General features: G+C 42.4%; 5 protein-coding genes. All 5 read left to right on the top strand.

Translation table 11 applies throughout. The annotated features are described in order from the left end of the window. A partial coding sequence (locus tag SIN01_RS14645; protein ID WP_174842594.1) for a DsrE/DsrF/DrsH-like family protein occupies window positions 1-196 on the top strand: 196 nt, incomplete at its 5' end. A gap of 238 nt (window positions 197-434) precedes the next feature. Further along, entirely contained in the window at window positions 435-698 is a 264-nt protein-coding gene (locus tag SIN01_RS14640; protein WP_141306171.1) for a metal-sensitive transcriptional regulator, read from the top strand. Window positions 699-742: 44 nt separating this feature from the next. Continuing rightward, window positions 743-1,063, top strand: a complete 321-nt coding sequence (locus SIN01_RS14635) for a rhodanese-like domain-containing protein (RefSeq protein ID WP_141306170.1) — start codon at window positions 743-745, stop codon at window positions 1,061-1,063. Between the two features lie 88 nt (window positions 1,064-1,151). Continuing rightward, window positions 1,152-1,454, top strand: a complete 303-nt coding sequence (locus tag SIN01_RS14630; protein WP_010027573.1) for a rhodanese-like domain-containing protein — start codon at window positions 1,152-1,154, stop codon at window positions 1,452-1,454. Window positions 1,455-1,467: 13 nt separating this feature from the next. Further along, window positions 1,468-1,664, top strand: a 197-nt coding sequence (locus SIN01_RS14625; protein ID WP_170215025.1) for an FAD-dependent oxidoreductase, incomplete at its 3' end; no start/stop codon positions are given.

Raw genomic sequence — 1,664 nt, 5'->3', positions numbered from 1 at the left:
GGCTGACAAGAATGTTGACAGCCTTGCAGTTATGATTGAGCGTGCAAAACAGCTTGGCGTGAAAATGGTGGCCTGTACAATGAGTATGGATCTCATGGGCGTTGCACGTGAAGAAATCATCGATGGTGTTGAATTTGGCGGCGTGGCCAGTTATTTAGGCGAAGCAGCAAAATCAAATGTGAATCTATTTATATAATCAGATCAAATCGTTGTATAAGCCAGCGAAAAGGGCGTCTCATTAGTCTATTGACGGTGAAGACACCCTTCTATGGCTTAAGATACTCTTTTGCAGGAGTGTTGTTTTTCAGGGGCACTTCTTCCAAAAAAAGGAGCTAATGTTCCTGGGACTTCGGGTGTTTCAGTGCTGATGTCGTTCACTTGACTTTAAAAATAGAATGAGTAATATACGGGTAGGGGTATAAAGGAGGCAGCTTATGGAGTATACATCACAAATGACCAATCGATTGAAACGGATTGATGGACAAATCCGTGGAATTATTCACATGATGGAACAAGGAGAAGACTGTCGCAGCGTAGTCACCCAGATGACGGCCGCACGGTCAGCACTGGATCGTGCACTGGGCCTGGTTATTGGCAAAAATCTTGAAGCCTGTTTGCGGCAACAGATTGAAGACAGCGAAGGTTCGTCTGAAGCAATCATAAACGAAGCGATTCAAATGCTGGTGAAAAGCCGTTAAGGAATAAAGAGAAGTGAATCCAACGGCTAAGGAGGAATTTAATCATGAGATGCATATTCTTTTGCAAACCAAAAATCAAAAAGATAAGCACTTCTGAGTTGAAGGAAGTCTATCTGCCGAGTAAAAAGGGTAAATATTTTCTTGACGTACGTACAAAAGCAGAGTTCAATGGTCATTCAATTCCGGGTTTTGTCAATATTCCGTTGCAGACCCTGAGCAATCATCTTAATAAGATTCCGAAAGAAAAAGAAGTGGTTGTCATTTGTCAAAGCGGTATGAGAAGCTCGGTTGCGTGTAAGGTTTTAAAAAAAGCAGGTTATGAGAAAGTAACCAATGTTCGCGGTGGAATGAATCACTGGTTCTAACTTTTTTATGGAGAAAAATATACCCATATGGGTATATAAGCGCGCGGGTTTTGAAAAAATAAAAATTTTGTCCAGGGAGGATAACAGCATGTATGAAGAGTGGACACCCGAAGAAGTCGAACTACTAATACGCAATCATGCGCCTGTAAGTATTATTGATGTTCGCGAACCTTTTGAATTTGCCGAAGGGCACATTCCTGGTGCCAAGAATATTTCGGTTAATGGAATCCAGAACCGACTCGATGAAATCAACAAAAATCAAGAGCATATTATTGTTTGTCATTCTGGAAGCAGAAGCGGTGTGGCTTCTGCCATCTTATCCGCAAATGGATTTAAGGTCAAAAATATGACAGGCGGGATGATGAACTGGCACGGACCTATCGAATTTTAAGGAGGGAAGTTCAATGAAATACGTCATTGTTGGAGGGGTTGCGGGCGGTATGTCGGCAGCCACACGTCTACGTCGATTGAATGAAGAGGCGGAAATTATTGTCTTTGAACGTGGTCCTTATGTTTCTTTTGCCAATTGCGGGCTTCCTTATTATATTGGGGGAGTGATTAAAGAACGGTCGAAGCTGCTTGTGCAGACGGCAGAAAAGCT

The organism is Sporolactobacillus inulinus, from assembly GCF_006539285.1.
Classification (GTDB): domain Bacteria; phylum Bacillota; class Bacilli; order Bacillales; family Sporolactobacillaceae; genus Sporolactobacillus; species Sporolactobacillus inulinus.
Note: the sequence above shows the minus strand (reverse complement) of the source record. Positions and strands in the feature narration are given on the sequence as shown.